The sequence below is a fragment of the Sphingomonas sp. 28-62-11 genome (assembly GCF_002278865.1).
In the GTDB taxonomy this organism is placed as follows: domain Bacteria; phylum Pseudomonadota; class Alphaproteobacteria; order Sphingomonadales; family Sphingomonadaceae; genus Sphingomonas.
In genome coordinates, this window is the sequence record NZ_NCGB01000010.1 from 44,566 (window position 1) to 66,719 (window position 22,154).

Here is a 22,154-nt window from a genome sequence, read left to right on the forward strand (position 1 = left end):
TCGATGAGCAACCAACTCACCCCCGCCACGCCCGTTATGCCGGAGCGTTTCGCCAATCCGCTGCGCCAGATCGGATCGCTGCTGCAACAGCCAGCGGTGCGCCGCAGCCTGCCAATGGTGCTGCTCGTCAGCCTGATCGCCGCGGCGGCGATCGCCTGGATGACGCTGGCGAGCCCGCAGCAGAAGACATTGTTCTCGGGGCTGCCCGATGCCGATAAATCAGCGGTGACGGCGGCGCTGCAGCAGGCGAACATCGCATCGCGCATCGATGAAGGCACCGGCGCGCTGACGGTGAACGAAGACGATTATTCGCGCGCGCGCATCTTACTCGCCGGGCAGGGCCTGCCCAAGGCGGCACCGGGCGGCTACCAGATCCTCGACAATCTGCCGATGGGGGTTTCCCGCGCAGTAGAGGGCGAACGGTTGCGCCAGGCGCGCGAGACCGAACTTGCCCGCTCGATCCAGGAAATCGACGCCGTCGCCGAAGCCCGCGTGCATCTGGCGATGCCCGAAACCAGCGTGTTCGTGCGCGACAATGCCGCGCCTTCGGCATCGGTGATCCTGAAGCTTCAGCCCGGCCGAAGCCTTGGTGAAGCGCAGGTCAGCTCGATCATCAACCTTGTCGCCTCGTCAGTGCCGGGGATGAAAACCGATGCTGTTACCGTTGTCGACCAGATGGGCGCGCTGCTGACGCATGTGCAGGGGCAGGATTCGACGACACTTGCTGGCGACGCGCGGATCGATTTCCAGCGCCGGATCGAAGACAAATATCGCGCCCAGCTGACCCAGCTGCTGACGCCGCTCGTCGGCCCGGGTAATTTTTCCGCCGAGATTCAGGCCGATGTCGATCTCGACGAAACCCAGGCGACGCGCGAAAGCTTTGACAAGCAGGGTGCGCTTCGGGCCGAACAGGGCAATTGGACAGGTGCCGGGGCTGCGGGCACGCCGCAAGCACCGGGCGGGATCCCCGGTGCGCTGTCGAACACCGCCACGCCACCACCGACGGTAACCGCGCAAAGCCAGACGCCAGCACCGGGTGCTACGCCGACGCCAACACCGGCAACCGCCGCTGCTGGTGCAACGCCCGTCAAAGCGGCAGAAAACTATTCGCGAGCCTATGATCTCGGCAAGGAAATCTCGGTTACGCGCGCCATGCCCGGCACGGTCAAGCGCCTGTCCGTCGCCGTGCTGCTGCGCGATCCTGAAACCGGCAAGCCGCGGAGCCCGGTGGAAATCCAGCAGATCACTGATCTGGTGCGCGCGGCGGTCGGCTATGACGCTGCTCGCAACGATCAGGTCACCGTCATCGCGCGCAAATTCGCGAAATCAACGGTGCTCGATGAAGAGACACCTTGGTACGAAGCCGGCTGGCTGCCGATCGTCGCGCGAAACGTGACCGCGATTCTGATCGCGATCATGGTGCTGATGCTCGGCGTGCGGCCTTTGTCAAAGGCGCTGCTCAAGAAGCGTGATGATACACCCGCTTCCGGGCCGCGCATCGGCGCGGGCACGGCGTTCTCAACCGCCGCCCGGTCGTCAAGCGGTACGGCACCGCAAATGCAGGACGGGGTTCCGATTCCGGTCAGTATTGAGATGATCGACAATGCCCGGAATTTCGATGACCGGATCGGCATGGTGCGGGGCTTCACGCGGGACAATCCCAGCCGCGCGGCGCTCGCCGTGCGTGACATGATCAAGGCGGATGCAAGCTGATGGAACCGTCGAGCAAAAGCTATACCGGCGTCGAACGCGCGGCCGTGCTCATGATGCTGGTGGGCGATGACGAAGCCGCCGCCATTCTGCAAAAGCTGGAGCCTGAAGAAGTCCGCCAGCTCGGCAAGGCCATGTTCGCGGTTGCCGATGTCAGCGAGATCGAGGTGGAGACCGTGCTCGACGATTTTGTCGGCAAGGCGCGCGCACGCACCGGCGTTGGCTTCGATCCGCGCCCGCGTATTGAGTCCATGATGAACCGCGCGCTCGGCCAGGAAAAGGCGGATAGCGTGCTGGCGCGCATCACGCCGCCGGCCGATGCCTGCCAGATCGATCTGCTCGACTGGCTCGATGCGAGCGAGATCGCCGGGCTGATCGAAAAGGAACATCCACAAATCGCCGCCGTGCTGATCGCCAATCTTGATCCCGGCATCGGTGCGCAAGTGCTCGAACTGCTGCCCGACTCGGTCCAGCCCGATGTGCTCCACCGGATCGCCCGGCTGGGGCCGATCACGCCTGAAGCCGTTGAGACGTTGAAGACGATGTTGTCGAGCCGGATCGGTGCAAGCCAGCAATCGACCGGCGTGCTCCTGGGTGGCACCCGCGAGGCTGCGAAGATCATGTCGAGCGCCCGAAAGACCACCGAAGCGCGCGTCATGCCCAAATTGTTCAAGATCGACCGCGAAACCGCCAAGGCGATCGAAGAGGCAATGTTCGTCTTCGACAATCTGCTCGAGCTCGACGACAAGAATCTCGGTACGCTTATCCGCAACATCGATGGCGATATTCTGGTGCGGGCGCTCAAGGGCGTCGACGAATCGATGCGCGGCCGCTTCCTGGGGTGCATGTCGAGCCGCGCCGCGGACGGCATTCGCGACGAACTCGAATCGCGCGGGCCGATGCGCTTGTCCGAAGTGCTCGAAGCGCAGAAATCGATTATCCAGATCGCGCGCAGTTTGGCCAAGGAAGGCACGATCATGATGGGCGGGGGCGACGACGATTATGTCTAGTTTCGCCGCCGGTTTCTCGGCGCGTCACGATGCGGCGGCAAAAGCGCTGCACCAGGCATTCGGTGGCGCCAGCGATGGTTTTGCGCCTGCCGATCTTAAGGCACGGGCAGCGGGCAAGGGGCGTCCGAAATCCTTTTCGCCCCAGGAATCCGCGCCGAAAAGTTTCAGCCCTGCCGATCCTGATCGCGATGCAACGCAGGGCTGGGATCCGCTCAATCCCCATGTCGAGCCGACCGGCTTTGTCGACCCGATCGAAACTGCGCGCCATGCAGGCTTTGCCGAAGGCGTGGCGCATGGCCGATCGCTCGAACGCGAAGCGCATGAGCGCGATCTGGCCCTGCTCCAGTCGCTGTCGCATGCCCTCAAGACGAGCGACCGGATCGACCGCGAACAGCTTGCTCGGCAATTGCGCGAAGCGGTGATATCGCTGGTCACCAAGCTGGTCGGTGAGGTCGGCATTTCAGGCGATCTGCTCGCCGGGCGGATCGCTGCGGCAGCTGACATGCTCGCTGACAGCGCCGAATCGGCGATGCTGCGGGTGCATCCCGATGATGTCGATCTGCTGAAGGAAAAACTACCGGCCACGATCATCGCGGTCGGCGATGCCGAGATCGACCGGGGCAGCTTCGTGCTCGAATCGGCATCGACGATTGTGGAGGATGGGCCCGAACTCTGGCTCGAACAACTGACCCAGGCGATTGACCGGGTGGCCGTACCGTCATGCTGAACCGCTTTACGGCCGATTATCTCGAAGGCGTCGCCGCCGCTGATTTCGCCCCACGCCCGCGCGTGTCGGGCAGGCTCGCCTCGTTTGACGGCTTGCTCATGGAGGCAACCGGGCTGTCGCTGCCGGTCGGCACGATCTGTTCGATCGGCACCGGCAAGGCGCGCGTCGAGGCCGAGGTGATCGGTTTTCGCAGCGGTCGCACGCTGCTGATGAACTTGGGCGGTCCTGCGCCGCTGTTGCCGCAAGCCCCGGTGCGCCCCTTGGGGGCGCCCGGCGAAGCCGAAGTTGGCGCGGCATTACTTGGTCGCGTTGTCGACGGCGCAGGCAAGCCCATCGACGGGCTCGGCCCCATTCGCGGCGCTGGCCATTGGCCGATCGCCGGCAAGCACCAAAACCCGCTCGATCGCGGGCGTGTGCTGAAGCCGATGGATGTTGGCGTGCGTGCGATCAACGGCTTGTTGACGATCGGGCAGGGTCAGCGGATCGGCATCATGGCCGGATCCGGCGTCGGTAAATCGGTGCTGCTCGGGATGATCGTGCGCGCGGCCGAAGCCGAAGTGATCGTGATCGGTCTGATCGGTGAGCGGAGCCGGGAAGTCGCCGATTTCCTCGAAACCAAGGTGGCAGGCGACGCGCGGCAGCGCGCCGTGGTCGTCGCGGTACCTGCCAATCATTCGCCGGTGCTGCGGATTCGCGGCGCGTTGCGCGCCACCGCAATTGCGGAGGCCTTTCGCGCCGAGGGCAAAAATGTGCTGCTGATCATGGACTCGCTCACCCGCGTCGCGCATGCCGGGCGCGAGATTGGCCTGGCGCTGGGTGAACCCGCCAGCGCGCGGGGTTACCCACCGTCGGCGATCGCGATGCTGCCAAACCTGATCGAGCGCGCGGGCACCGATGTGTCGTCGGGCGGGTCGATCACTGCGATCTATACCGTGCTCGCAGACGGCGATGACGGCAATGATCCGGTCGTCGACAGCGCCCGCTCGATCCTTGACGGCCATATCGTGCTGTCGCGCCAGCTGGCCGAGCGCGGCATTTATCCTGCCATCGATATCGGTCCCTCGGTCAGCCGGGTGATGACGGACATCACCACTAAACCGCACCAGCGCGCCGCACGCATCCTGCGCGGCCATTTGGCCACCTATGAGGAAAATCGCGATCTGGTGCTGATGGGGGCCTATCGTTCTGGGGCTGACCCAGCAATCGACCAGGCGATCGCCTGCCACGGCGCGATCACCGAATATATTCGTCAGGGATCGGACGATGTCGTCTCGCTCGATGATGCCATTGCCGAGCTGACGGGCGTGTTCGGCGATGGCTAAGCGCGGGATCTCGCTCGACCGGATTCTGCGCGTGCGCACGCTTCAGCTCGGGCTGGTCCAGGCAGCCGAAATGCAAGCGCACGAAAAAGTGGCGAGCGAGGATGCGCTCCGATATCGGATCGCCCAGCTTGTGGCCAACGTCGCGCCCGAAGAAGCGGCGGAGCATGCCTTTTCGTTCATCGCGGCTGCGCATTTTCGCGATCGCCTGCATCAATCAGCGGCGGCGGCCGAACAGCGCGTGAAGATGGCGACCGATCGGCTGCATCAGGCCAGCGAGGCAACCCGCGAAGCGCGACGCGATCAATCGGCGATCGAAAAGCTGATCGCACGTGAAGACCAAGCCGCGGTCATCAAGGCGATGCGCGCGCTGGAAGAAGCGCCGCCAACCCGCCGAAACCGGCACGATCCTTGCTGAATGTCTGTTGGGCAATCGTGCCCTCGGGATTCGTGCATGATTCAGCTTTCGCTCTCCCCAGCCAATGCGTCCGCGATCGCCCCGATCCTCACGGTATCTGCCGTCGGTACGGGTGATTTCGCGCGTGCACTTGTGCTGGCCGGGGCGGCCGCGGAAGAAGAACCCGACCCGATGGCGCCGACCCTCCCCGCCATTTCCTTGCCGCTGATCCGGCAAGCGCTTGCCGCCCCCGGCAATCCACCGGTCTCCGGTCGCACCGTCCCTGATACCGCCTTGCTTGATGAGGCGTTGCACGATGATGCTGTCGTGCTGCAGCCGCCGCTATCGGATCGGTTGGAACCCAGCCCCTTGCGCACGACGGATGATGTCCCCTTGGCCTTGCCAGTGGTGGTGCCCGATCACGGCGTTGCGCCTCGGCAAGCGATCATTTCGTTGGCGCTGGCCGATCCGGCAGGATCTGAATCGGTCGATGCCGATCCTTCGGCGCAATTGTCGACACAAAGGTCCGATCGCCAGTCGCGGATCGTGCCAGTTCAGCGGGCCGGATCGGCGCATCCTGCCGATGCGAACGCGGCGCTTGCGCCGGACCTGCCAGCGGCACGCGTCAGGATTGCCGAAGCCGGTTCTGATCGGGAAGCGCCAGCCGGTAACGCGCCTGTTGCCGAGCAACAGCCTGTGGTTCCCAATGTGGTCATCGGGCCACCCTCTGTGTTGGTGATGGCAGAAAAGCAGGTGGCACCGGCTCCCTCGGAACGATCTGCGCTTGAGCCATTAATCGCTTCGCCAATCGCCTCGGCAGTCATCCCAGAGCGCGTTGAACGACCCGTTGAGGGCCGCACTGAGTTAGGCGATCCAGTTCTGCGATCGGCAACACCAGCGCCGAAGGCCGCTTTCCCGGCGATACCGAGTGTTGCTGCAGAATGGGCGACAGCATTGCCGCCATCGCCAATCGATCCAGAAGTTGGCGTTCCGCTGGAAAATGGTCCCCCAGTTGAATCGCGCGACTCTTCGGGCCCGATCAGTGCGGTAGCAGTGACGGAAATCAGGATTCCGCGTCCGATCTCGCAGGTAATCGCGGCACTTGCCGGTCAATCGACCGTCGCTCAGGCTATTCCCGCGCCGCCACCCGCACCCTCAGGCCCGCTCGCGCCGGTGCCCCTGGCATCGTTGACAGCGCCCGTGCATGTTCCTCTGCTAGGCGGTCGGCTGGAGCAGGTCTCGTCGGCCGAACCGATTGCTTTCAATCGCGTCGATTCAGTGATCGCTAAATCGGCGGCACCGACGCCGAAGTCGCCCGCGTCAATCGTTGCGGTCGCCGCGCCCTTGCCAGAAGCGCCGGTGATCGGGGTTGCCGTTCCAGCGCTTCGCGCTTTTGCCGCAGCGATTGCTGCAACGGCTGAACGACCGGACCGCATCGGGCGTGATGAGGCCGTCGTCACTGCGCCGATAACGGGTGCAATCGCCTCTGAACCGGCGGCGTTACGCGCAGACTCGACCGCTCCGCTGCCTGTCCCTGTTGACATGCGTCGCCAGGATTGGACGCGCGCGCTGATCGACCGGATCGATGCCGTGCACGACGTCGCCAATGCACGAGACACCCGGATCACGCTTGTGCCCGATGCACTCGGCAAGATTGAGGTGGCGCTGCGCCAGGTGGGCGAGACGATCCATGTCCAGTTCGCCGCTGACGTCGCCACGACGCGCATGATGCTCGCCGAAGCACAGCCGCGCCTTGCCGAACTGGCGGACGCGCGAGGGCTTCGGCTCGGCGATACGATCATCGCCGCGGCCCCGGATCAGACCGCCGCAGCGGCAAGCTCTAGCACCGCCAGCAATGCTCCTACCGCCGCAAGCACCAGCGCGAGCAATGGTTCGGGGACCAGCTTTGGCCAGTCCGCCGATCATCGGCGCGGAGCACCGCAGTCATCGGCCAATCCGGCCAATGGCAAAAGCTCGACCAATTCTGCCCAAGCCCGGGCGGATTCCGAAGACCGTATCGCTTGAGATGAAGGGGAAACATCATGGCTAAGCATGACGATAAAGACGCAGAAAAAGCGCCCAAGAAAAAGGGCGGGGCAATGAAATGGGTGATCATCATCGTCGTCACGCTGATCGTGATCGGCGGGGGCGTCGGTGGCGGCCTTTATGCGATGCAGGCCGGCCTGATCGGCGGCGGCGGGCATGGCGAAGCGGCGGAAATCGAAAAACCGCATCTGGTACCCAAAAGCGAGGAAAAGCGTGGAGGCGACGATGAAGGCGGCCATGGCGGCGGTGGTGGTGGCGGGAGCCACAAGCCGATGGGTAAGGGCGGCGATAAATACGCGTCCAATTACTACGCGATGGAAAAGGAATTCACGTCGAACCTGCGAGAAAGCGTGCATTTCATCCAGGTCGGCATCGCCATCTCGACGCCCTATGACGAACGCGTCATCGAAAATCTGAAGACGCATGAGATCGCCGTACGCTCGGCCGTGCTGCTCACGCTGGGCGAGGCAACCGAGGAGCAGGTGTTCGCGGTGGAGGGCAAACGCCAGATGCAGGCGCAGCTGGTGAAGGCAGTTAACGCTGTTTTGAAGCAAAAAGAAGGATTCGGCGGCGTTGGTAACGTCTACTTTACCAATTTTGTTGTTCAGTGAGGCATGGTTAACGAGCCTTCACCAACGGCAGCAGGCGAGCGGCGCGATCGGCAACGATCGCGCCCACCCGCTGAGCATGCTGCTGCGCTGGGGGTAGCCAACCTTAATCCCTTTGGCGATCTGCACACGCTGCAGCATTTGTCGGCGCTATTGGCCCGATCGATGCGCGTCGTGTTTGAGCCGTTGCTGCGGTGTGAGGCGCGGATCTGGGCCGAGCCGTTGGTGGTGCAGCGCTTTGCCGACTACCGGGCCGAACGTCCTGAAATCCTCACCGCCTGGCTGCCAATGGTCATGGCGCCCGCAGGCGGCACAGCATTGATGTTGTTTGACGGCAAGTTCGTACTCGAACTGCTCGATCAGTTTTTTGGTGGGACGGGCGATGCCCCCCATCCGATGCCTGCCGAATTTTCGCCTGCCGCCATTGCGATGGTCGAACGGCTCGGCACGATGATGGCCGCGCCACTGAAAAGCGCGTGGGAACCGCTGGCCCGGATCGACTTCCGGCCCGGCCATATGGAATCCAGCCCCGCGCTGCTGGCCGATGTCGATGCCGAGGATGCCGTGGTCGTCACCCGGTTCGGGATCGCGACCGGCACGGCCAAGCCGACCTTTATCGATATCATTTATCCGGTCACCGCGCTGAAGCCGCATGCGCCATCGCTGACCGGCAAGGTGCACGGCCGCACCGCCGCGCCTGATCCGGCATGGCGCAACGGGCTGACGCGTGCCGTTATGGGGGTGCGCTTTCCGGTGCGCTCGGTGCTCGCCGAACCAATGATCTCGCTTGAAAAGCTGATGGACCTGAAGGCCGGCGACGTGATCCCGATCAGCTTCGGCGCGGATGTGCCGGTGATGGTGGGCGGTGATCGGCTCGGAACGGGCACCGTCGGCACCTCCAACGGGAAGGCCGCGATTCGGCTGACCATGATCGAACGCAAAGATGAAGAGGATTACCGATGAACGACATGACCGGGGGTTTCCCCGTCGACGGGGCAGTGGCGGCCAATTTCCGGCTGTTGCAGGACGTCGACGTCAAACTGACCGTCGAGATCGGATCGACCTCGCTCACCTTGCGCGAGCTGCTTGCGCTTGGTGAAGCGAGCGTGATCGAGCTCGACCGGGCGGCGAACGAATTGCTCGACGTGTTCGTCAACGGCACGCTGATCGGGCGCGGCGAAGTGGTGACCGTGGGTGACCGGTTCGGCGTACGGATGACCGAGCTGGTGTCCCCCGACAAGCGGGCCGCACGCTGATGATGTGGGAATATATCCTGAAGGTGACGGTGCTGCTGCCGCTGGTCTGCGGGCTGATGATCGGCTGCCTGTATCTGTGGCGTCGACTGGAAACGCGGCTGCAGGCGACCCAGGGCGAGCGCATGCTGACCGTTAAAGAAACGATGATGCTGTCGCCGGGCCTGAAGCTTGCCGTGCTCGATTTTGAAGGGCGTAAGTTGCTCGTCTCGGTCGGGCGTGGCGGGGTGACGCTGATCGATCGGGGCGACAAATGACCTCGCCTGTCGTCCGCCGTGTGACGGCAAAGGGCCCCAGCCTGTTCCGCACCGCGCCTGCCGCTGGCGAAAGCGTCGCCCGTGGCGGTTGGGCCGGCCGGATCGCGCTGATCGTCCTTGCGCTCATCTTCTGTCTGATGGTGGCGGCACCGGCCTTCGCCCAGGCCGCCCCAACACCGCCGAGCTTGCCCGCCCCGCCGGGAACGGGCGACGCGATCGACCGTGCACTGGGCGATCTGGGGGGCGGCAACGCGCCGCTGTCGCTGTCGCTCCAGGTGCTCATCATCATGGGGCTGCTGTCGGTTCTGCCCGGCATCCTGCTGATGATGACCAGCTTCACCCGCATCATCATCGTGCTGTCGATCCTGCGCCAGGCGCTTGGCCTGCAGCAGACGCCCCCCAACCAGGTGCTGGTCGGTCTGTCGCTGTTCCTCAGCTTTTTCGTGATGGCCCCGGTGCTCAACGACATGAACGTCACCGCGATCCAGCCCTATGCCGCGGGCAAGATCGGTGCGACGCAGATGATCGAAACCGCAGGTAAACCGCTCCACGCCTTCATGCTCAAGCAGACGCGGATGAAGGACATCACGATGTTCTCCAAGATCGCCAAGTCGGGCCCTTATGCAAAGCCTGCCGATGTGCCCTATTCGGTGCTGCTGCCATCCTATGTGACGAGCGAGCTGAAAACGGCGTTTCAGATCGGTTTTCTGATCTTCCTGCCGTTTATCGTCATCGATCTGATCGTCGCCTCGGTGCTGATGTCACTCGGCATGATGATGGTCTCACCGACAATCATCTCGTTACCCTTCAAGCTGCTCCTGTTCGTGCTGGTCGATGGCTGGGCACTGACGATGGGGTCGCTTGCCAATAGTTTCATGAGGTAGCGTCGCGATGGACACGCAATATTTCCTGACGATCGCGAACGAGGCGCTGTGGGTGCTTGCACTTGCGTCCGCCCCGATCCTGATCCCGGCGCTGCTCTCCGGCCTCATCCTCGGCATGGTCCAGGCAGCCACCTCGATCAACGAACAGACGCTAACGTTTGTGCCCAAGCTGGTGGTTGTTGCCGTTTCGCTGGTGATTTTCGGCGGGCTGATCCTGGGGTTGCTGAGCGACTTCACCGTATCGATCTTCGAGCGCATTCCCGATCTGGTGAAATAGCGCGATGTTGGGCTTTGGCCTGTCGATCGAGCCGCAGCTGTGGACGCTGTTGTTCGTGATGGTGCGCGTAAGCGCCACCTTCATCGCGGCGCCGGTGTTCGGTGCTATCAGCGTGCCGTTGCAGGTGCGCATCGCGCTGTCGGGGGCGATCGGTTTTCTGGTGCTCGCCGCCAATCCGGTAACACCGCCGGCGCAGATTTTTGCGATCACCACCTTTCTTGCCGTCGCGGCAGAAGCGCTGGTCGGTCTTGCGATCGGCTTTGTCCTGCAAATCGCCTTCGCCGCGCCCTTGGTGGCAGGCGAACTGATCGGCAATTCGATGGGCATCGGTTTTGCATCGGCGATTGATCCGCAAAATGGCCGGTCGAGCACCGCGCTCGGGCAGTTCATGATGACGCTGCTTACGCTGCTCTTCCTTTCGGTGAACGGGCATCTGATGCTCGTCGAGCTTGTCGTGCGCAGCTATGCGGTGCTGCCGCCGGGCTCGGCCTGGATCGCGGTGGAGCGGTTGCGCGATATCGCGGTATTCGGCGGCTATGCCTTTTCGGCCGGGTTCCTGCTTGCGCTGCCGGTCGGGTTCCTGCTGCTGTGCCTCAATCTCGTCGTCGGCATGCTCTCGCGCTCGGCGCCTGCGCTCAACCTCTTCGCGGTCGGCTTGCCGATGAGCCTGGCGGTCGGCGTAATCGCGCTGGCGATCGCCTTCCCGGCAATGGGCGATTACATGATCGTGATCATTCAGGAAGGCCTGGCCGCCGCTGAACATCTGGTGATCGGCTGATGGCAGACGAATTCGGCGAAAAGACAGAAGCACCAACACCCAAGCGCAAGCAAAAGGCGTTTGATGATGGCCAGGTGCTGCGATCACGCGAGTTCGCAACGGCTTTGGTGGTGCTTGCCGGATGCGGATGGCTGGCGCTGTTCGGCCCGGCGCTGATGGCGGCATGCAAGGCACTGATGGTCACCAGCTTCTCGTTCGGATCGGGCGATGTCGATGATTTCCAGCCGATGCGGTCGCTGGCGATCGCGGGCTGGCAGATCGCCCCGCCGATGATCGCGATGTTCGTCATCACCTTGATCGCGGCGATCTTCAGCCAGGCCGGGCTCGGCGCGCTGACCTTTAACGGCAAGCTGATGGCGCCCAAGGCGAGCCGCATTAACCCGGCATCGGGGCTGAAGCGCATCTTCGGGCCGCAGGGCTGGATCGAGCTCGGCAAATCGCTGCTCAAGGTGATCCTGCTCGGCACGATCGGCTATTACATGCTGTGGCACGTTTCGACCCAGTCGATTGGGCTGGCATCGTCGGATATCGAGCGCAGCGTCGGCGCGCTCGGATCGATGCTCACCGGCACCTTGTTCGCGATGGCGGCGGGGCTGGTGGTAATCGCGGGCATCGACCTGCCGATTCAGATCATCCAGCTGCTGCAGAAACTCCGCATGAGCAAGCAGGAGATCAAGGACGAGCATAAGGAAAGCGAAGGCAATCCTGAAAACAAGGCGGCCCAGCGCCAGCGTCGGCATGATCTGGCGAAGCGCAACATGCGCAAAGCCGTCAGCGAGGCGCATGTCGTGCTCACCAACCCGACCCATTTCGCGGTCGCGCTGCGCTATGATCGCGGGCGCGATCAGGTGCCAGTGGTGGTCGCCAAGGGACGCGGCGTGACGGCACAAGCGATCCGCGAGCTGGCGGCGGAATCGCGCGTTACCACGCTCGAATATCCGATGCTTGCCCGCGCCATATACTACACCAGCCGTGAAGGGCAGGAAGTGCGCGACGACCTGTACATGGCGATCGCGACCGTGCTGGCGTTCGTGTTCGGCATCAACGCGCAGGCGGGCAGCGCGCCGCCGCCGGTCAATGTGCCGGAAACCGCACGGTTCGACGAGAACGGCGTGAAAATCACAACAAAACCCTAAAGTTCGCAGGCGTTCGGTCGTTTTCCGAGTGAGGGCCTAATAGGAAATCGCCATGGTCGATTCGATCGTCAATACGCTGGGGGCAGGATCGGGCATTGACCTGACCTCGCTCGTCAACGACCTGGTCAATGCGCAGTTCAATGCCAAAACCCAGTCGATCCAGCGTCAGAGCCAGACGATTTCGGCGCAGATTTCCGGTGCCGCCACCGTCAAGAGCAGCGTGACCGATTTTGCCGCCGGGTTGAAATCGCTGGCAACCGGTGGGTTGCTGTCGACCACGCCGACCAGCAGCAACACCAGCATCGTCAAAGCCAGCGCGCTGCCCGGCGCGAAGCTTTCCGGCCTGTCCGCCACGCTCGAAGTGCGCCAGCTTGCCCAGGCGCAATCAGTCGCAACCGCCGCTGTTGCAGATCGGACCACCGCGATCGGCACCGGCACGCTTACCCTGACGTTCGGCTCGGGCTCGGTTGGTGGCGGCAGCTTTGTCGCCGGGAGTGCAGCGCCAATCGACATCCCGGTGGTTGCAGGCGCATCGAGCCTTGAATCGATCGCTGCGTCGATCAATGCCGCCAATGCTGGCGTCACGGCCAGCATCATTACCGATTCATCGGGCGCGCGGCTGGCGCTGAAAAGCAAGACCGGCGCGGATCAGGCATTCACGCTGACCGCAACCGAGGATGTCGGCGCACCCGGTCTCGCGGCACTTGCGATTACCTCTTCGGCCAGCGGCGCGTTGTTCGGCACGGTAGCCCAGGATGCGATCGTGGCGGTTGACGGTATCCCGCTATCGCGCAGCAGCAATTCGATCAGCGATCTGGTCGATGGGGTGAAGCTCGATCTCGTCTCGGAATCGGTCGGGACCAAAGTCGCCCTCGGCACCAATGTACCGACCGAACAGCTGCGGTCATCGGTCAACGATCTGGTGGCGGCATTTAACGATCTGCAGCGCGTGGTGAAATCGCAGAGCGATGCGACCAATGGTGCACTGTTCAACGATTCTGCGACCCGTCAGCTTCAGCAATCATTGCGGCGTTTCACCCAGACCGAACTTGCCACCCCCACCACTGCCGGGGCGCCCAGAAACCTGAGCGATATCGGCGTGTCGACCAACCGGGATGGCTCGCTGAGCGTGAACGCCGATCGTTTGACGGCAGCGATCACCGACTTTCCCGACGCTGTCGAAGCGCTGTTTTTCAACGGAACCGGAGCGACCGGCGGCGGGATTGCCGCCGCCTTTCAGGCGATCGCTGATCAGGCCACCAGCACGACGACCGGACTCGGTGCGAGCGAATCGCGCTACGCCAAGCGTCAGGCGTCGCTTGATGAGGCACTGGAAAAGGCCAATGCCGACAAGGAAGTCGTCCGCACGAGGCTGACGCGCCAGTTCGCCGGGGCCGATGCACGGGTGTCGGCGTATAAATCGACCCAGTCGTTCCTGACCCAGCAATTCGCGCCCAAGACGAACAACTGATGTCGCATTATGCCACGACGCTCGGTCGCAATCCTGAGGCGACCTATCGTCAGATCGATATCGCTGGCCGCACGGGCGAAGCCGATCCGCATCAGCTGGTCGCGTTGCTGTATGACGAACTCGGTCGGGCGTTGCGTGCGGTGGTGGCTGCCATCGACAGCGGCAATCGCGCCGTGAAGAGCGACAAGGCAACCCGCGCCATCTCAATCCTGTTCGCACTGGAGGCGGGGCTCGATTTCGAGCGTGGTGGCAGCCTCTCCAAAACGCTCGCGGGGCTGTACCGGGGCGCGCGAACCAAGTTGATCGACGCCAGTCTAGGCGACGATCCTGGTCCCTTTATCGAGGTGGCGACGAATATGGCGCAGATCGCTCAGGCTTGGGCCGAAGTACGCCAGCGCTGATTGGCCAATTGGGTCGGCACCGCCGCCGCCTTGCAGCAGCATTAACCATTTCCTGACCATGGCGGCCTTAGGATAGCGCCTCGATTGGGGTGGACGATGATGGAATTATTTTCGCGCGACGATGAAACACCGGGGCGGCTGCGTCGTGGTCCTGCGCGGACCATTCTTGCCGTCGATGATAGCCGCACCAATCTCAACATCCTTGGTCGTCGTCTGGGCCATCTCGGCTATCTGGTGGTGCTTAGCGATAATGGGCACGAGGCGCTCGATCTGATTGCGGCGCGCGGCTTTGATCTGGTGCTGCTCGATCTGGTGATGCCGGTGATGTCGGGCATCGATGTGCTCAACGAAATCCGCGGCAGTCGCGAGACTGCCGATCTACCGGTGATCATGTTGACCGGGCGCTGCGATGCCGCAGCAGCTGTCGACGCACTGGCGGCTGGTGCTGACGACCATGTCGCCAAGCCGTTTGATTTTGATGTGCTGGCCGCGCGGATCGACCGGGTGATCGATCGTGCCCGACGGATCGCCGATCTCAAGCGATCCAACGCCACGCTTGATGCCCGTATTGCTGCGCGGGCGATGGAATTGGGTGAAGCGCGGGTGGAACTTGCCGAAACCCGCGCGGATCGGTTGCGGTTGATCGCCTCGCTTCAGGTGCTCAACGATCGGTTTGAACGGCTCAGCGGAACCAGTGACGCGTAAAGAAATAGGCGGAGATTGCCGCTGCGATTCCCGTGCACACCCAAACCACACCGTCAAATGCCCAGGGCTGATCGGCATAGGGAATGCCCTGCACGTTCATGCCGAGCAGGCCGGTCAAAAAGGTGAGCGGCAGAAAGATCATCGCCACGACGGAGATGATCAGCGATCGCTGATCAATCTGTTCAGCGCGTAAATCGGTGAGTGCCTCATGCATCAACGCTGATCGTTCGCGGATTGATTCGAGCTCCTCGGCCATGCGCGCCGCCCGGTCGGCTGCCGCGCTCAAATGCATGCGGTCTTCATCCTCGAGCCAGGCGATCGGCAGCGCCGCCAATTTCTCGATCGCCGCGCGCTGGGGCGACAGGAACCGCCGATAGCCGATCGACTTGACCCGCACCTTGGTGACTTCGCGGCGGAGCTGAAAGATTCGGTTGGCGTCCAGATCGGCTTCGCAATCATCAAGCGCGTCACCCAGATCGGCAACTTCGGGGTCGAGATCAACGGTGATCGCGGCAGCGAATTCGGCAATCAGATCGCCGGGATCACGGATCGTGCCGGTCTCGACGCTGGCGATAACGCGCTCGATCGCCGTCAGCGGCAACCGTGCGACCGAGATGACCCGGCCGGCCACCGCCCAGATTCTTACCGAGGCCAGCGGATCCGACATCGTCATTGTCGTTGTCGATCGCCCCCGCAAGTTGAGATAGGCGCCCTCGCCGATCTGATCACAGCGTGGCCGCGTTTCGGTCGCGGTGAGCGATTCGACGATATAATCCGGCACCTTGGCGGCGTCCCTGAGCCATGCCTTGGTCTCGTCATCCTTGCTGGCGAGGTGGACCCAGATGAACTCACAGTGTTCGCTGATGGCCTGGGTCGGCTCAAGCCGGGCGGCACCGTCCGGGCGGACGCGATAGGCAAAACTCGTCATGCCATCATCTCCAGCTCGACTGAGAGCCCCGGGAGGGGGATTGGGGGCGCAACACCGATGATCCGATCGGCATCGGCGCGCGCGCGATCGAGGATCGTATCGGGCACATTGGGGGCGTGGTACAGCCGGTCCGCCTGGGCGAGGAGCCTCGCCTCTCGCAGTGTCAACTCTTCGGGGTCGGTGCTTCGTACCCCGATCCTGATGATGCGCGCGGTTGGCGGGCTGGTGAGCGACAGCATGATATCGCGATCGCCCTGATCGACGAGCGGATCAAGCGCACCGCCGGGGGAAAGCGCCGCGCCAATCGCCCGTCGCCGATCACCGCCATCGGGAAAGCGCGTCCGCATTGCGCCTCGGTTGGCGTGGAGTGCCTCTGCCAGCGCACCGAGCCGCGCGGGCAATAGCGCCTCGATCCGCTGGCGTAGCGCGGCTGCCAGCCCAGCCGAAACCCCGCCCGTGCCGATTGCGACTAGCACGGGTGCCCGATCGACGATGGCAGGTACGGTAAAATCGCACAGCGCTGGGCGGTCGACGGCGTTGACCAGAATGCCGCGCGCTTTGAGCCGTTCGACCGCAGCGACGGCCTCCGCTTCATCGTCGATTGCGATAATCGCCAGCGCGGCGACCGCGTTCTCGCCGACGATCACCGCCCCGGCGCGTTCGAGCAATCGCCGCTTGGCGTCCGCCGCTGCGCCATCGCCCAACAAGATGACCGGGCGTCCTGCCAACCGAACGAACAGCGGCAGGCTATGAAGCGTCATGCAGTCAGCCAGTCGGGCAGCCGTTCTGCCGCGAGAATCGTCTCGGCGGCGATGCGGTCTGCTACGACGGCATATTTGTCCCCGCTCACCAGCACTTCGGGCACCAGCGCGCGGCTGTTATAGGTGCTCGCCATTGTCGCGCCATAGGCACCAGCGGTGCGGAAAATCGCGAGGTCGCCCGATACCACCCGGTCGATATCGCGACCCATCGCAAAGGTATCACCGCTTTCGCACACCGGGCCGGCAATATTGGCGATCATGCGCTCGCCGGTCGGGCGGACGGCGACGAAATCATGGTAAGCATCATATAGTGCCGGGCGGGCGAGGTCGTTCATGGCGGCATCGACGATCACATAGGGGTTGGTAACGCCGGGCTTCACCCAGATCACCTTGGTGAGGAGCACGCCCGCATTGCCGGCAATTACCCGGCCGGGTTCGAACATCAGTTCGACATCCCAGCCCCGCGTCACTCGTGCGACCATCGCGCCAAACTCGGCTGGGCTCGGCATCACCTCGCCGGGGCGATAGGGCACACCCAGCCCGCCGCCGAGATCGACCCGGTCAATCGGGTGCCCTGCGGCGCGAAGATTGGCGACCAGCCTTCCGATGCGCGTAAAGGCAGCCTCAAGCGGATCGAGCGTGCTCAGCTGGCTGCCGATATGGATGGCGACACCGCGCATACGGATGCCGGGCAATGCCGCCAGCCGACCAAAGATCGCCGGGGCCTGATCGATCGGGACGCCGAACTTGTTTTCCGCCTTCCCAGTCGAAATCTTGGCATGGGTGCCGGCATCGACATCCGGGTTGACCCGCAACGTCGCCTGCGCGGTCATCCCTTGGGCATGCGCGATCGCAGCAAGGACCTGGCCTTCTTCCTCCAGCTCGAGATTGAACTGGCCGAGCCCGACCGACAGCGCCTGTGCCAGCTCATCGCGCGTCTTACCGACGCCGGAGAAGACGATGTCGCTCGCGGGGATACCGGCCGACAAGGCGCGTGCCAGTTCGCCGCCTGACACCACATCGGCACCATAGCCCTGATTGGCGAGGACGCGGAGCACCGCGCGGTTGGGATTGGCCTTGATCGCATAGGCCAGGTGGACGCGACCGGCATCCTTCAACCCTTCGCGAAACACCTGGGCATGGCGTTCGAACGTCGCGGTCGAATAGACATAAACGGGCGTGCCAACTTCAGCGGCAATTGTTTCGAGCGAGACGCCTTCGCAGTGAAGCGCGCCATCCTTCAGGGCAAAATGATCCATTGGGTCAGCTGGACGGTGGCAGATCGAATTCGTCGCCCCGGCGTTGGTCGGAGGCGCGGAGCAGCTCGTCGCTGCGTTCGGGCCGCGCCTGGTTGGTCGGCTGCATCAGCTGAGGCGGCGTCGGCGTCGCGGTCGCGCCATAAGGTTTGGGGGGAAGCGAGACGCCCGGCCCCGGTTGCAACCCATTGGCGGAACCACACCCGGCAAGCGCCAGCGCTGCAACGACGATCCACTTCTTCACGCCACTTCTCCTTCACGCCGCCGCCGCGCCTCGGCAATTGCTGTGCGCACTTGCACCGGCGCGGTACCGCCCAGGCTGGTGCGGCTGGCGACCGATGCATCGACACTGAGCACCTTGTACACGCGTTCGTCGATCCGTGCATCGATTGCCTGCAGGTCGCTGATCGCAAGAAGATCGAGTGGCACACCCTGCTCCTCGGCCAGTTTCACTGCCCGCCCGGTCACATGATGCGCCTCGCGGAACGGCAACCCGACCTCGCGCACCAGCCAGTCGGCCAGATCGGTCGCGGTCGAGAAACCGGCCTCAGCGGCAGCGCGCATTCGATCGGTGCGGAAGGTGGCGCTGGCGACCATGCCTGTCATCGCCGCGATCGACAGCGCGAGCAGATCATGCGCCTCGAACACGGGCGGCTTGTCGTCCTGCATATCTTTTGAATAAGCGAGCGGCAGGCCCTTCATCGTCATCACCAGTGCGGTCATGCATCCGGCAATCCGCCCCGAATGGCCGCGGACAAGCTCAGCCGCGTCAGGGTTGCGCTTTTGCGGCATGATCGAGCTGCCGGTCGACCATTGGTCACTCAGCGACACAAAGCCGAATGGTTGCGACGCCCAAAGGATGAATTCCTCGGCCAGCCGCGACAGATGCAGCGCACACTGGGTGGCGGCCATCAGATAATCGAGCGCGAAATCGCGGTCCGATACGGCATCAAGCGAGTTGCGCGTTGGCGCATCGAAGCCAAGCGCCGCCGCCGTCATCGCCCGATCGATCGGAAAGCCAGTGCCTGCCAGCGCGGCGCTGCCCAGCGGGCATAGGTTGCCGCGTGCGCGCGCATCGGCAAAGCGACTGCGGTCCCGCGCAATCATCTCGTGATAGGCCATCAGGTGATGCCCGAGCGTCACGGGCTGGGCGCTCTGCAAATGCGTGAAGCCGGGCATCACGCTTTCGGCATGCTCTTCAGCACGCGCGATCAGCGCATCCTGGAATCCGCCTAGCGCGGCGTCGACCTGGTCGATGGCATCCCGCACCCATAGCCGGAAATCGGTCGCGACCTGATCATTGCGGCTGCGCGCGGTGTGGAGCCGCCCGGCAACTGCGCCGATCTTGTCGGCCAGTCGCGCCTCGGTCTGCATGTGAATGTCTTCAAGCACATAATCATCGGCGACGCCCGTTGCGGCATAATCGGCGGCGACCGCATCAAGTCCTGCGCTGATCGCCTCCGCATCGGCAGCGGCGACGATCCCGGTCGCGCCCAGCATCGCGATATGCGCCTTTGATGCCGCCACATCCTGCTGCCACAGCCGCTTGTCGAACGGGATCGACGCGTTTATCTCGCGCATCACTGCAGCAGGCCCTTCGGCGAAGCGCCCGCCCCACATCGCATTGGAGCTTTCCCCCGCCATGGTGCCGCGCCCGCTGATCGTACTTCTCCTGATGATGCCGCTGGTGATCGGCGGTTGCGATAGGCAATCAAGCGCGCCGGAGCAAGCAAACGCCGCCCCACCGCTGGCGGATGAAGTGCCATCGGCAGGCGCACCCCGCCCGGGTGCAAAGGAAGCGGCGGGTATCCTCGATCGCAGCCACAAGGGGGAAGCCGCATCGACCCTGCAGTTCATCGATCCAGCGGGAAAGCCGGTGACGATCGCCAGCTTTGCCGGCAAGCCCGTGCTGCTGAACCTGTGGGCCACTTGGTGCGCACCGTGCGTGGCGGAAATGCCGACGCTCGACGGGCTGGCCGATCGGCTCGACGGCAAGCTTACCGTCCTTGCCGTCAGCCAGGATCTGGAGGGCGCTGCCAAGGTCGACCCATTTTTCAAGAACGCGCAGTATAAAAGGCTGCAACCTTATCGTGATCCGCAGGCGGCACTCAGCATCGGCTATCAGGCCAATTTGCCGACGACGATTCTGTTCGATGCGCAGGGGCGTGAAGTGTGGCGGATGCTCGGCGGGCAGAACTGGGCGAGCGAAACGGCGACGGCGCTGGTCGACGAGGCGCTCTGACGGGGCTTTCCCTCACGCGCTTGCCTTCAGTGCCGCTTCCGCTAGCTTGACGCGAACGTCATCTACCGACCGGAACCATCCATGCCCAAGCTGAACGTCAACGGGGTCGAGCTTTATTACGAAGAAGCGGGCAATCGCGCGGGGCCGGCGATGCTGCTGATCATGGGGCTGGGCACGCAACACATCGCCTGGCCCGAGCCGTTCGTGACGGCGCTGACGGATGCTGGTTTTCGCGTCATCCGGTTTGACAATCGCGATATTGGCGAATCGTCGCATCTGCACGGGGCATCGGCGATCAGCCCGGTGGTGGCGATCCTGGCGGCGCGCCTCGGCTTGCGCTTTCCGCTTGCCTATTCGCTGGCCGACATGGCGGCGGACGCGACCGGGTTGCTCGACGCGCTCGATGTTCAGGCGGCGCATATCGTCGGCGTGTCGATGGGCGGGATGATCGCCCAGCGTATCGCGATCGGCGCGCCAGAGCGGGTGGTGAGCCTCACCTCGATCATGTCTTCAAGTGGCGCGCATGGCTTGCCGGGTCCCTCGCCGGAACTGCGCAAGCGGCTGATCGCGCGCAGGCCCGCCAATCCCGATCGTGCCTGGGCCGTGTCCGCCGGGGCCGAATTGCTGTCGATGATCGGCCATCCCGATCCGGCGCGTGCGCCCGATGCATATCACAAGCTGGCCGGCGAGGCGTTTGACCGGGGATATAATCCGCTGGGGGTGCGGCGTCAGATGCTCGCGATCCTCGCCGATCGTACCCGCGCCGTTGCCCTTTCGCGCGTCACTGCGCCGACCCTTGTCATCCATGGGGCCGCCGATCCGTTGGTACCAAAGGCGTCGAGCGAGGATATCGCCCGGCGCATTCCCGATGCGCGGCTCGTGATTATCCCGGACATGGCGCATGATCTGCCGCCGTCGAAAGTCGGTGAGGTGACGGGGTTGATTATCGATCACGCGCGCATGGCAGACGAAGTCGATCGCCGGGCGGCCGCCGCCTAACCTCACCACAGGCGCGATCGGCGTTGGAAAATGGTGCTGCCGGTGAGGATTGAACTGAAGACCTCAGCCTTACCAAGGTCGAACATGCGGCGAAGGAACTGAAGAAGCGCACGTTGACCAATCTCGTTATCGCGCGCCCGCAATGGTTCGCGAACGCCCATGCCGCGCTCGATCAGGCAGTCGCTGATGCCTCTGGTTGGAGTGACGCCGGGCTCACCGGCATGAGTGACAACGACATCCTCGCTCGCCTGTTCGACCTCAATCAGAAACGAACCAGTGCATAAGCCGTCTATGCGAGCGAGGCGTATCCGTTCGACAAGGCCCTGACCGACTATAGGCCCAGAAGCGACACCCCCACCGCATAAGCCACCCGTGTTCCACCGTGCACCGCAGCAAGGTTACCTCGTCAACAACGACAGCGAGGTATTAAGAGATGCGGCTTTTCGAAATCAAAATGGCGTCCGGCGCCAAATCTTCTGTGTTCGTCAAAGGATATGATCAGGCGGCGGGGTTCTTCACCACGTGGTTTGCGAACCATTTCGACGATGACGATGATCAAGCGATCATTTTCGCAAAAGACTGGGAGCGCGCCGAACTCATCTGGGAACTGATCGATGAGCGATTTTACCTCATGCCAAAAGGGTGGCTGGGCTCCGAGTATGATTGCTGCAGATTGCTCAGGCGGATGCGCCATGAGCGCGAATCCTGTGCACGAAATATCGAAGGCATCGGCGTCTATTCGCCGCGCACCGGCTGGGCGATTTTACCCATCGACTACGCAGCGACCGGAATCGAGCCGCCGGGGAGACGGGGTGTGGGTTAAATGAAGTTTGGGCACAACAAGTTTGAAAATAGTATCTGCGACGCATCCTGGGTATATGGTGCAGTTCTGCGAAGGTGATATGAATATAGACTATGAAAAATGGCTGTATTGAGAAAAGTTTGATATTACCAGTATCAAACGAACATCAGCAGGTAGTGTTGTACGG

The 22,154-nt window shown here is 63.3% G+C and carries 26 protein-coding genes; 21 read left to right on the plus strand and 5 right to left on the minus strand.

The features are described 5' to 3' along the window. Nucleotides 1-3: 3 nt before the first annotated feature. From fliF to B7Y49_RS04730, 17 genes are all read left to right on the plus strand, one after another. Nucleotides 4-1,713, plus strand: coding sequence for a flagellar M-ring protein FliF (fliF, locus tag B7Y49_RS04650; RefSeq protein ID WP_374126407.1), 1,710 nt, complete (start codon nt 4-6; stop codon nt 1,711-1,713). After that, nucleotides 1,713-2,720: a flagellar motor switch protein FliG gene (fliG, locus tag B7Y49_RS04655; protein ID WP_374126408.1), complete on the plus strand. Its 1,008-nt coding sequence runs from the start codon at nt 1,713-1,715 to the stop codon at nt 2,718-2,720. Before fliF ends, fliG begins: the two co-directional genes overlap by 1 nt. Continuing rightward, a complete protein-coding gene (locus B7Y49_RS04660) occupies nt 2,713-3,447 on the plus strand; it encodes a FliH/SctL family protein (protein ID WP_374126409.1) in 735 nt (244 codons plus the stop codon). Before fliG ends, B7Y49_RS04660 begins: the two co-directional genes overlap by 8 nt. Further along, nucleotides 3,441-4,769 (plus strand): FliI/YscN family ATPase, encoded by a 1,329-nt coding sequence (locus B7Y49_RS04665; RefSeq protein WP_374126410.1) that lies wholly within the window; start codon nt 3,441-3,443, stop codon nt 4,767-4,769. Before B7Y49_RS04660 ends, B7Y49_RS04665 begins: the two co-directional genes overlap by 7 nt. Further along, on the plus strand, nt 4,762-5,184 hold the full coding sequence (locus tag B7Y49_RS04670) for a hypothetical protein (RefSeq protein ID WP_374126411.1): 423 nt from the start codon (nt 4,762-4,764) through the stop codon (nt 5,182-5,184). The genes B7Y49_RS04665 and B7Y49_RS04670 overlap by 8 nt, the downstream gene beginning before the upstream one ends. A 36-nt stretch (nt 5,185-5,220) precedes the next feature. After that, nucleotides 5,221-7,188, plus strand: a complete 1,968-nt coding sequence (locus B7Y49_RS04675; protein ID WP_374126412.1) for a flagellar hook-length control protein FliK — start codon at nt 5,221-5,223, stop codon at nt 7,186-7,188. A 17-nt stretch (nt 7,189-7,205) separates the two neighbouring features. After that, the gene (gene fliL / locus B7Y49_RS04680) at nt 7,206-7,820 is read left to right on the plus strand and encodes a flagellar basal body-associated protein FliL (RefSeq protein ID WP_374126413.1); all 615 of its coding nucleotides are present in this window, start codon (nt 7,206-7,208) and stop codon (nt 7,818-7,820) included. Nucleotides 7,821-7,823: 3 nt separating this feature from the next. After that, on the plus strand, nt 7,824-8,780 hold the full coding sequence (locus tag B7Y49_RS04685) for a flagellar motor switch protein FliM (protein ID WP_374126414.1): 957 nt from the start codon (nt 7,824-7,826) through the stop codon (nt 8,778-8,780). Next, nucleotides 8,777-9,073, plus strand: coding sequence for a flagellar motor switch protein FliN (gene fliN / locus B7Y49_RS04690; protein ID WP_374126415.1), 297 nt, complete (start codon nt 8,777-8,779; stop codon nt 9,071-9,073). Before B7Y49_RS04685 ends, fliN begins: the two co-directional genes overlap by 4 nt. Then, complete coding sequence (locus tag B7Y49_RS04695) at nt 9,073-9,327, plus strand: flagellar biosynthetic protein FliO (protein ID WP_374126416.1); 255 nt, start codon at nt 9,073-9,075, stop codon at nt 9,325-9,327. Before fliN ends, B7Y49_RS04695 begins: the two co-directional genes overlap by 1 nt. Next, on the plus strand, nt 9,324-10,211 hold the full coding sequence (fliP, locus tag B7Y49_RS04700) for a flagellar type III secretion system pore protein FliP (protein WP_374126417.1): 888 nt from the start codon (nt 9,324-9,326) through the stop codon (nt 10,209-10,211). The genes B7Y49_RS04695 and fliP overlap by 4 nt, the downstream gene beginning before the upstream one ends. A gap of 7 nt (nt 10,212-10,218) precedes the next feature. After that, nucleotides 10,219-10,488: a flagellar biosynthetic protein FliQ gene (fliQ, locus tag B7Y49_RS04705; RefSeq protein WP_374126418.1), complete on the plus strand. Its 270-nt coding sequence runs from the start codon at nt 10,219-10,221 to the stop codon at nt 10,486-10,488. Nucleotides 10,489-10,492: 4 nt separating this feature from the next. Further along, nucleotides 10,493-11,266, plus strand: coding sequence for a flagellar biosynthetic protein FliR (gene fliR / locus B7Y49_RS04710; RefSeq protein WP_374126419.1), 774 nt, complete (start codon nt 10,493-10,495; stop codon nt 11,264-11,266). Then, nucleotides 11,266-12,402 carry a flagellar biosynthesis protein FlhB gene (locus tag B7Y49_RS04715; RefSeq protein WP_374126420.1) on the plus strand — a complete coding sequence of 379 codons (1,137 nt, stop codon included), beginning with the start codon at nt 11,266-11,268 and terminating at the stop codon, nt 12,400-12,402. Before fliR ends, B7Y49_RS04715 begins: the two co-directional genes overlap by 1 nt. A gap of 52 nt (nt 12,403-12,454) precedes the next feature. Then, the gene (fliD, locus tag B7Y49_RS04720) at nt 12,455-13,873 is read left to right on the plus strand and encodes a flagellar filament capping protein FliD (RefSeq protein ID WP_374126421.1); all 1,419 of its coding nucleotides are present in this window, start codon (nt 12,455-12,457) and stop codon (nt 13,871-13,873) included. Then, entirely contained in the window at nt 13,873-14,274 is a 402-nt protein-coding gene (locus B7Y49_RS04725; RefSeq protein ID WP_374126422.1) for a flagellar protein FliS, read from the plus strand. Before fliD ends, B7Y49_RS04725 begins: the two co-directional genes overlap by 1 nt. Nucleotides 14,275-14,373: 99 nt before the next feature. After that, the gene (locus tag B7Y49_RS04730; protein ID WP_374126423.1) at nt 14,374-14,979 is read left to right on the plus strand and encodes a response regulator; all 606 of its coding nucleotides are present in this window, start codon (nt 14,374-14,376) and stop codon (nt 14,977-14,979) included. On the opposite strand, the gene B7Y49_RS04735 is transcribed toward B7Y49_RS04730, so the two are convergent. Genes B7Y49_RS04735 through argH form a run of 5 tightly spaced genes read right to left on the minus strand, consistent with a single transcriptional unit; the run spans nt 14,957 to nt 19,544 of the window. Then, nucleotides 14,957-15,907 carry a CorA family divalent cation transporter gene (locus B7Y49_RS04735; RefSeq protein WP_374126424.1) on the minus strand — a complete coding sequence of 317 codons (951 nt, stop codon included), beginning with the start codon at nt 15,905-15,907 and terminating at the stop codon, nt 14,957-14,959. The genes B7Y49_RS04730 and B7Y49_RS04735 overlap by 23 nt on opposite strands. Further along, nucleotides 15,904-16,668, minus strand: coding sequence for a bifunctional precorrin-2 dehydrogenase/sirohydrochlorin ferrochelatase (locus B7Y49_RS04740; RefSeq protein WP_374126425.1), 765 nt, complete (start codon nt 16,666-16,668; stop codon nt 15,904-15,906). The genes B7Y49_RS04735 and B7Y49_RS04740 overlap by 4 nt, the downstream gene beginning before the upstream one ends. Beyond that, on the minus strand, nt 16,665-17,927 hold the full coding sequence (gene lysA / locus B7Y49_RS04745) for a diaminopimelate decarboxylase (RefSeq protein WP_374126426.1): 1,263 nt from the start codon (nt 17,925-17,927) through the stop codon (nt 16,665-16,667). The genes B7Y49_RS04740 and lysA overlap by 4 nt, the downstream gene beginning before the upstream one ends. A 4-nt stretch (nt 17,928-17,931) precedes the next feature. Next, nucleotides 17,932-18,168: a hypothetical protein gene (locus B7Y49_RS04750; protein WP_374126427.1), complete on the minus strand. Its 237-nt coding sequence runs from the start codon at nt 18,166-18,168 to the stop codon at nt 17,932-17,934. Continuing rightward, nucleotides 18,165-19,544 (minus strand): argininosuccinate lyase, encoded by a 1,380-nt coding sequence (gene argH / locus B7Y49_RS04755; RefSeq protein WP_374126432.1) that lies wholly within the window; start codon nt 19,542-19,544, stop codon nt 18,165-18,167. The genes B7Y49_RS04750 and argH overlap by 4 nt, the downstream gene beginning before the upstream one ends. 22 nt (nt 19,545-19,566) lie before the next feature. Between argH and B7Y49_RS04760 the strand changes: the two genes are divergently transcribed. From B7Y49_RS04760 to B7Y49_RS04775, 4 genes are all read left to right on the plus strand, one after another. Then, nucleotides 19,567-20,166 carry a TlpA disulfide reductase family protein gene (locus B7Y49_RS04760; RefSeq protein ID WP_374126428.1) on the plus strand — a complete coding sequence of 200 codons (600 nt, stop codon included), beginning with the start codon at nt 19,567-19,569 and terminating at the stop codon, nt 20,164-20,166. A gap of 81 nt (nt 20,167-20,247) precedes the next feature. After that, on the plus strand, nt 20,248-21,165 hold the full coding sequence (locus tag B7Y49_RS04765) for an alpha/beta fold hydrolase (protein ID WP_374126429.1): 918 nt from the start codon (nt 20,248-20,250) through the stop codon (nt 21,163-21,165). A 113-nt stretch (nt 21,166-21,278) separates the two neighbouring features. Further along, nucleotides 21,279-21,449: a hypothetical protein gene (locus B7Y49_RS04770; RefSeq protein WP_374126430.1), complete on the plus strand. Its 171-nt coding sequence runs from the start codon at nt 21,279-21,281 to the stop codon at nt 21,447-21,449. A 149-nt stretch (nt 21,450-21,598) separates the two neighbouring features. Continuing rightward, on the plus strand, nt 21,599-21,988 hold the full coding sequence (locus B7Y49_RS04775) for a hypothetical protein (RefSeq protein ID WP_374126431.1): 390 nt from the start codon (nt 21,599-21,601) through the stop codon (nt 21,986-21,988). The last annotated feature ends 166 nt before the right edge of the window (nt 21,989-22,154 follow it).